This window comes from Sulfitobacter sp. UBA4523, assembly GCF_002388305.1.
Taxonomy (GTDB): Bacteria; Pseudomonadota; Alphaproteobacteria; order Rhodobacterales; family Rhodobacteraceae; genus Sulfitobacter; species Sulfitobacter pontiacus.
Genome location: NZ_DGMH01000022.1, coordinates 156,893 through 164,853 on the forward strand (window position 1 = coordinate 156,893; position 7,961 = coordinate 164,853).

Below are 7,961 nucleotides of genomic sequence, written 5' to 3' on the forward strand. Positions count from 1 at the left end.
GAAATCCTGTTCGACGAGATGGGGCTGGAAGGCGGCAAGAAAGGCAAGACGGGGGCCTATGCCACCGGTGCCGATGTGCTTGAGGACCTCGCGACAGAACATGACCTGCCCGCGCGGGTGCTGGACTGGCGGCAGCTGTCCAAGCTGAAATCGACCTATACCGACGCGCTGCAGGATCACATCAACCCCGACACGGGCCGTGTGCATACGTCCTATTCCATCGCGGGGGCGTCGACCGGGCGGCTGGCCTCGACCGATCCGAACCTGCAAAACATCCCGATCCGGTCCGAAGAAGGGCGGCGCATCCGCGAGGCCTTTGTTGCAGAGCCGGGCAAGGCGCTGGTCGCACTTGACTATTCCCAGATCGAGCTGCGGATTCTGGCGCATATCGCCAATATCCCCGAGCTTAAGCAAGCGTTTCAGGACGGCATCGACATTCACGCGCTGACCGCTTCGGAAATGTTCGGCGTGCCGCTGGACGAGATGACCTCGGACGTGCGTCGTCAGGCCAAGGCGATCAACTTTGGCGTGATCTATGGCATTTCGGGCTTCGGTCTGGCGCGCAACCTGCGTATCCCGCGCGCTGAAGCACAGGGGTTCATCGACCGCTATTTCGAACGTTTCCCCGGCATCCGCGCCTATATGAATGACACCAAGGCTTTCGCCAAAGAGCATGGCTTTGTGCAGACGCTGTTCGGGCGCAAGATCCACACGCCCGAGATCAGCGCCAAGGGCCCCCGCGCCGGTTTTGCCCAACGGGCGGCCATCAACGCGCCAATTCAGGGCACCGCCGCCGATGTGATCCGCCGCGCGATGATCCGCATGCCCGACGCGATCAAGGATCTGCCCGCCACAATGTTGTTGCAGGTCCACGATGAATTGCTGTTCGAGGTGGAGAAAGGGGCCGAGGACGATCTGATCGCCGCCGCACGCAAGGTGATGGAGAATGCAGCCGATCCGGTGGTCAAACTGGATGTGAAGCTCGACGTGGATGCGGGCGTCGGGGCGAGTTGGGCGGAGGCGCATTAATCGTCTCTGAAGTGCCCCCCTGCGGCTAGCTGAGTGTCATCCAGCCGAGGCTGTCCTCGGTCCGTGGGCCGGGGACATATTCGCCACTGACCCAGCCGCGATACCCCGCGCGGCGCAGGGCGGCGAAGAGCGCAGGGAAATCAACCGTACCCGTACCGGGCGCGCTGCGATCAGGCGCGTCGCCAAGCTGCACATGTACGATCAGATCTTTGTATTGATCGAACACCGCCACCGCGTCACCGTGGATCATCTGGGCGTGGTAGCTGTCATATTGCAGCCCGACGTTCGGCCGGTTCACAGCACGCAGCACATCGGCGGCAAGCGCGTAGTCGTTCATGAAATACCCCGGCATCGCGACGGGGTTCAGCGGTTCAACCGTCAGGGTAAGCCCCTTGGGCGCGATATCAGCCGCCCAGATCAGATTGTCGATGAAGGTTTGCCGCGCCAGCGCGCCTTGCCCATTGCCCGCCATGACATGCAGATAGCGGGCCTTGAGCGCGGTGGCATATCGAAACGACCGCTGGATATCGACGCGGAAACGCGCCGCCTGTTCGGGCACCGCCGCAAAGCCCTGAGCGCCGCCGGTGTAATTGGGCGGCGGGGCGTTGATCAGGATCAACTGCAAGCCGTTGGCGACACAGGCGCGCAGCGTCTCTTTGGCGGCCAGATCATAGGGGAAAAGCACCTCTACCGCGGTAAACCCCGCCTTTGCGGCGGCGGCAAAACGGTCAAGATAGGGCAGCTCGGGCCACAGCAGAGTAAGGTTCGCGGCTGGCTTCATGAAGGATCATCCGGTTCGGGCCGCTATTGTCGCGCTGTGGCAGGCAGGATCAATCGGGCAGTTCGTCCGAGGGGATAATACCAAAGAAGCTGCCGCCCGACCATACGCCGAACCAGCCGTCGTGATGCACGCCAAGCTCGACCAGTCGGTAAAAGCTTTTGCGGTCGATCAGCGCCTCCAGGTTGCGGCGGATACGGACGTAGGGCGCGGGTTCACCATCTTCTGGGTCGCGCTCAACTCGGATCGGCAGATCGGGGCCGGCGACGGCGATGTCTTCGAGATTGGTCTGGAAGGTCAGCCTCTGGTCGGTGCCACTGCCTTCGGCCTCGAAATCGATGGCGACAAAGGGGGCGTCCTCGACCTTGATGCCGACCTTTTCAACCGGCGTCACAAGGAAGTAATCATCTTCTTCGCGGATCAGAATCGATGCGAACAGCTTTACCAGCCCGATGCGTCCGATGGGGGTGCCTTGGTAGAACCACGTGCCGTCGCGTTTGATCTCCATGTCCAGGTCGCCGCAAAACGGGGGGTTCCACTTTTCAACCGGCGGCAATCCGCGTGTTTTGGCGGCGGAAACAGAGGCGGCAAGGCTTTCTGCTGTCGGGGTCACGGTTTTTTGTCCACTCATTGCTTTTGCCATTTCCTGTTCACACGATACACTTACATCTAACTGATATAACCCCGAGGACGCAAAAGTCATGACCCAAGCCCGCGATATGGTAGCAGAAATCGAGACGCTTGGCGAAAAGCTGGCCGAGGCGAAGGCGTCGATCAACCGGCGTTTCATCGGGCAGCAACGGGTCGTTGATCTGACGCTGACGGCCCTGCTGTGCGGGGGCCACGGGCTGCTGATCGGTCTGCCGGGTCTGGGCAAGACGCGGCTGGTCGAAACGCTGAGCACGGTGATGGGGCTGGATGGCAATCGGGTCCAGTTCACGCCCGATTTGATGCCTGCCGATATTCTGGGGTCAGAGGTGCTGGACACCGCCGCCGATGGCACCCGCGCGTTTCGCTTTGTCGAGGGGCCGATCTTTTGCCAGTTGCTGATGGCGGATGAGATCAACCGCGCCTCGCCGCGCACCCAGTCGGCTTTGCTGCAGGCGATGCAGGAAAAGACCGTGACCGTCGCCGGACAGGACCGCGCCTTGGGGCATCCGTTTCACGTGCTCGCCACCCAGAACCCCATTGAGCAGGAAGGCACCTACCCGCTGCCCGAGGCCCAGCTTGACCGCTTTTTGGTGCAGATCGACGTGGCCTACCCCGACCGGGAGACAGAGCGGGATATTCTGCTGGCCACCACAGGGGATACCGATGCGCAGGCCGCACCCGTCTTTACCACGGCAGAGCTACTGGCCGCGCAAACGCTGCTGCGGCAGATGCCGGTGGGTGAATCGGTGGTCGAGCTGATCCTTGATCTGGTCCGCGCCTTCCGCCCTGACGGGCCTGATGCCAGCCCGCAAGTGCGCGATACCGTGGCGTGGGGCCCCGGCCCACGCGCCGCACAAGCGTTGATGCTGACGGTGCGGGCACGTGCTTTGTTGCAGGGGCGTCTGGCACCGTCGGCGGAGGATGTCATCGATATGGCTCGTCCTGTGTTGCTGCACCGTATGGCGCTGAACTTTGCGGCGCGTGCTCGTGGCGACAGCCTTTCCGCGCTGATTGACACAACCGCTGCCAGCCTGATCGGGAAAAAGGCCGCGGCGTGAACAGCCCCGACACCCTTCGCATCCGATCAGAGGAGCAATCCGCCCGTTTGCCCGCGCTGCTGGCCCGTGCAGAGCATCTGGCCGGTGCCGTCCTGCTGGGGGCCCATGGGCGTCGACGCGCAGGGGTGGGGGATGATTTCTGGCAATACCGTCCGGCACAGGCCGGGGATAGTCGTCGCAGCATTGATCACCGGCGTTCGGCCATGGGGGACCATGAGTTCGTGCGCGAACGCGAATGGCAGATCGCGCAGTCGGTCATGCTTTGGGTCGATCAGGGGGCGTCCATGCGCTTTGCCTCGACCGCTGCGCTGGAACAGAAGGGCGACCGCGCGCGGCTGATCGGGTTGGCGCTGGCGATCCTGCTGCAACGGGGCGGTGAACGGGTCGGGCTGACCGGCAGCGCCCTGCCCCCGCGATCCGGCAGGCCGCAGATCCTGCGCCTTGCCGAAGCCCTGTGTCAGGACGACGCCGCCGACTACGCCCCGCCGGAACATCGCGCCATGATCCCCCATGCACGGGCTGTGTTCATCTCTGACTTCATGGGGGATCTTGCGGGGGTGACCACCGCGCTGACCAAAGCGGCGGACCGCGGGGTGCGTGGCGTGCTGTATCATGTGCTGGACCCCTCGGAGGAGGCCTTCCCCTTCACCGGCCGCACCATTTTTGAAAGCGTTGGCGGCACGCTGCGCCACGAGACCTTGAAAGCGAACGACCTGAAAGACCGCTATCTGGAACGGCTCGCCGCGCGCAAGGCAGAGCTGCGGCAGCTTTGTGCGCTGGCTGGCTGGCAGTACGGGCTGCACCACACTGACAGCACCGCACAATCGGCGCTTTTGTGGCTCTATGCGGCGCTGGATACGCGCAGCGGGGGGGCAGCATGACCGTTCTGGGGGGCATCGGCTTTACCGCGCCGTGGATGCTGCTGGCGCTTCTGGCGCTGCCGATCCTGTGGCTGATCCTGCGCGCGGTGCCGCCTGCGCCGATCCTACGCCGCTTTCCCGGTGTGGCGCTGCTGCTTGGGCTGAGCGATGATGAAAGCGTGTCGGACCGCACGCCGTGGTGGTTGCTGCTGCTGCGCATGCTGGCGGTGGCCGCATTGATCATCGGGTTGGCCGGACCGATCCTGAACCCGCAAGAGGAACAGACCCAAGGCACCGGCCCGCTGCTGATTGTGCTCGACGGGTCTTGGGCGGGAGCCACGCGTTGGCCGCAGCAAACCGAAGCGCTAGAGGCGCAGTTGACCCGTGCGGCACGCGCTGGACGCACTGTCGGCTTTCTGACCCTCACCCGACCAGAAGCACCCGCCTTTCAATCCGCTGACGCATGGCGCAGCCGCCTGGCCGGGTTTGATCCCGCCCCTTGGCAGCCCTCCCCCGCCGACATTGACCGCGCGATAGAGATCGCGGACACGCTTGGCGGTTTCGATACCCTGTGGTTCAGCGACGGGCTGGCCTATGCGGGGCGCGACGCGATGCTTGATGCGCTTCAGGGCAAGGGCAGCGTCGAGGTCTATCAGACTGGCGCAGACGTACTGGCACTGGCCCCCGCGACCTATGAGGACGGGGCGATTACACTGACCGCCAAGCGCGCCCTTGCTGGCGCTGAGCGGTCGGTGACCATCACTGCACAGGGCCGTGATCCGGCAGGGAATATGCGCGTCCTCGCCAGCGTTCCGGCCACATTCGACGCAGGATCAACGCAGGCCAGCGCGGCCCTGTCCCTGCCCGCAGAGCTGCGCGCGCGGATCACGCGTTTCGACATCGCGGGCCAACGCTCCGCCGGGGCGACGACGCTGGTGGATGATGCGTTGCGGCGGCGCGAGGTTGGGCTGATCGCCGGACGCGAAAACCGCGAGGGGCTGGAGCTGCTGTCCCCCCTGCACTACATCGAACAGGCCTTGGCCCCCGCCGCCGATCTGATTGAGGGGGGAATTGGCGATGTGCTGCCCGCAAACCCAGATGTGATCGTACTGGCCGATATCGCGACCCTGTCGGAGGTAGAGCAGCCCCCCTTGATCGACTGGATCGAAGCCGGTGGCATGTTGGTGCGTTTCGCCGGTCCACGCATCGCTGCCAGCGACATCAGCCGAGATACCGAAGACCCGCTGATGCCTGTGCGCCTGCGCGCCGGTGGCCGCAGTGTCGGCGGCGCAATGAGCTGGGGTGCCCCGAAAACGCTGGACAGCTTCCGCGAGTCCTCTCCTTTCTACGGTCTGGAGATACCGCAGGATGTGACCGTCTCGGCCCAGGTCGTCGCGCAGCCCGACCCGACACTGGCAGAGCGTGTGATCGCGTCGCTAAGCGATGGCACCCCGCTGGTCACCCGCAAGCAGGTAGGACAGGGGCAGATCGTATTGTTTCACGTGACAGCCACGGCCGAGTGGTCGACGCTGCCGCTGTCGGGGCTCTTTGTGCAGATGATGGAACGGTTAGCGATTTCTTCATCTTCCGCCGGTATCGAGGCTTCGGACCTACAAGGCACGACGTGGACGCCCCTGCGCGTGATGGACGGGTTTGGCACACTGTCTGACGCGGGTACGCTGCCCGGTGTGGACGGGGCTGATCTGATGGCCGCGCCTGCGGGCCCAGACCTGCAACCGGGGGTCTATGCCTCTGGCGATCGGCGTATTGCGCGCAATGTGGTGGTTGCAGACACCACACTGCCCCCCGCAGCATGGCCAGCGGATGTGCCAGTACGTGGGCTTGATGTGGCCGATGAACAGCCGCTTGCCGGTTGGCTTTTGTCCCTGTCGATCCTGCTGCTGCTCGCTGATGTCATCGCGTCGCTGTCCTTGTCGGGTCGGCTGCTCAAGCACAGCAATGCCGCAGGGCTGATCCTTGCGGCGCTGATCTATGCACCGACGCAGGCCGATGCGCAGGCGGACGACAGCTTTGCCCTGAACGCCACGGCGGAGATGACGCTGGCCTATGTGATCACCGGCAACGCGTCGGTTGACGAGATGTCGGATGCCGGATTGCGTGGGTTGTCGGATACGCTTTATTTCCGCACCTCGGTCGAACCTGCCAACCCCATCGGTGTGGATCTGGAGCGGGATGAGCTTGCTTTCTTCCCCATGCTATACTGGCCCATCACCCCCGATCAGCCCCGCCCTTCGGATGCGGCCTATCGCAAGCTGAACGACTATCTGCGCTCCGGCGGGATGATCCTGTTCGACACACGTGACGCGAATATCGCGGGCTTCGGAGCTGCCAGCCCCAATGGGCGCAAGCTACAAGACCTCGCCGCGCCGCTGGACATCCCTCCGCTTGAACCCTTGCCTGCGGATCACGTGCTGACCCGCACGTTCTATCTGCTGCAGGACTTTCCCGGACGGCACAGCGGGCGCGATCTGTGGGTAGAGGCATCGCCCCCCGATGCAGAACAGGTAGAGGGGATGCCGTTCCGCAATCTGAATGACGGGGTGAGCCCGGTTGTCATCGGTGGCAATGACTGGGCCGCGGCCTGGGCCGTGTCCTCGAACGGCGCGCCGATGGTGCCCATCGGGCGCGGTTTCGCCGGGGAACGTCAGCGCGAGCTCGCCTACCGGTTCGGCGTCAATCTGGTCATGCATGTGCTGACCGGCAACTATAAATCCGATCAGGTGCATGTGCCTGCGCTGCTGGACAGGTTGGGCCAATGACATCGACCATCATCTTCGACCCGCTGATCCCGCTACCGATGTTATGGGGCGTTGCCGCACTGGCGCTGGCGGCCGTTGCCTTGGCGGTGCTGCGTGGGTTACAAGGCTGGGCGCTGCGGGGGGCGGCGATGCTGGTCGTTCTGGCGGCGCTTTCTGGCCCCTCCGTGCAGCAGGAAGACCGCGCACCGCTGACCGATATCGTCGTGATGCTGGAAGACGAAAGCGCCAGCCAATCCCTCGCAGACCGGCCCGCACAAACCGCCGCCGCCGCCGAGACACTGGCAGCACAGATCACCGCGCGCGAGAATACGGAACTGCGCCGCGTGACCGTGCCCGATGGAGAAGGCGATAGCGGCACGCAGCTGATGACCGCCCTGTCAGAGGTGCTTGCCGAAGAGCCGCGCGCCCGTATCGCAGGCATCCTTGCGCTCAGCGACGGGCGCATTCACGACGCCGACCTGCCCGTCGATCTGCCCGCACCGATGCATCTGTTGATGACCGGAAAGCAAAGCGATTGGGATCGCCGCCTGTCCGTCCGCAACGCCCCTGCCTTTGCCATCATCGGCGAACCCGTGACCCTGACCCTGCGCATCGACGACCTTGGGGCCGCCCCGCAAAAAGACGCGCTGGCCCCGCTTGAAATTTCGGTCGATGGGGAGCCGCCGCAGACCTTCCGCGTCCCCGTGGGGCAAGATCTGGAACTGCCCGTGACCCTGCCCCACGGCGGGCGCAATGTGATCCGGTTCTCGCTGCCCGAGACCGAAGGAGAGCTGACGGACCGCAACAATGCCGCGCTGATCCAGAT

The 7,961-nt window shown here is 64.3% G+C and carries 6 protein-coding genes and 1 pseudogene; 5 read left to right on the forward strand and 2 right to left on the reverse strand.

Features of this window, described 5'->3' with window-relative positions; translation table 11 throughout:
• The coding region (locus tag B3849_RS05510; RefSeq protein WP_286779898.1) for a DNA polymerase at positions 1–1,029 on the forward strand (1,029 nt) is incomplete at its 5' end.
• 25 nt (positions 1,030–1,054) lie between these two features.
• On the opposite strand, the gene B3849_RS05515 is transcribed toward B3849_RS05510, so the two are convergent.
• Both B3849_RS05515 and B3849_RS05520 read right to left on the reverse strand, forming a co-directional pair.
• Positions 1,055–1,810, reverse strand: coding sequence for a hydroxypyruvate isomerase family protein (locus B3849_RS05515; protein ID WP_278424955.1), 756 nt, complete (start codon positions 1,808–1,810; stop codon positions 1,055–1,057).
• Positions 1,811–1,859: 49 nt separating this feature from the next.
• Positions 1,860–2,438, reverse strand: a complete 579-nt coding sequence (locus tag B3849_RS05520) for a DUF1285 domain-containing protein (protein WP_005850487.1) — start codon at positions 2,436–2,438, stop codon at positions 1,860–1,862.
• A gap of 70 nt (positions 2,439–2,508) precedes the next feature.
• On the opposite strand from B3849_RS05520, the gene B3849_RS05525 reads away from it, so the two are divergent.
• The 4 genes and pseudogenes from B3849_RS05525 to B3849_RS05540 form a co-directional block, all read left to right on the forward strand.
• Entirely contained in the window at positions 2,509–3,516 is a 1,008-nt protein-coding gene (locus tag B3849_RS05525; RefSeq protein ID WP_005850489.1) for an AAA family ATPase, read from the forward strand.
• A complete protein-coding gene (locus B3849_RS05530; RefSeq protein ID WP_278424956.1) occupies positions 3,513–4,397 on the forward strand; it encodes a DUF58 domain-containing protein in 885 nt (294 codons plus the stop codon). The genes B3849_RS05525 and B3849_RS05530 overlap by 4 nt, the downstream gene beginning before the upstream one ends.
• Complete coding sequence (locus B3849_RS05535; RefSeq protein ID WP_278424957.1) at positions 4,394–7,156, forward strand: DUF4159 domain-containing protein; 2,763 nt, start codon at positions 4,394–4,396, stop codon at positions 7,154–7,156. The genes B3849_RS05530 and B3849_RS05535 overlap by 4 nt, the downstream gene beginning before the upstream one ends.
• Positions 7,153–7,961 (forward strand): annotated as a pseudogene (locus B3849_RS05540) (hypothetical protein); the annotation flags it as partial. The gene B3849_RS05535 and the pseudogene B3849_RS05540, both read left to right, overlap by 4 nt.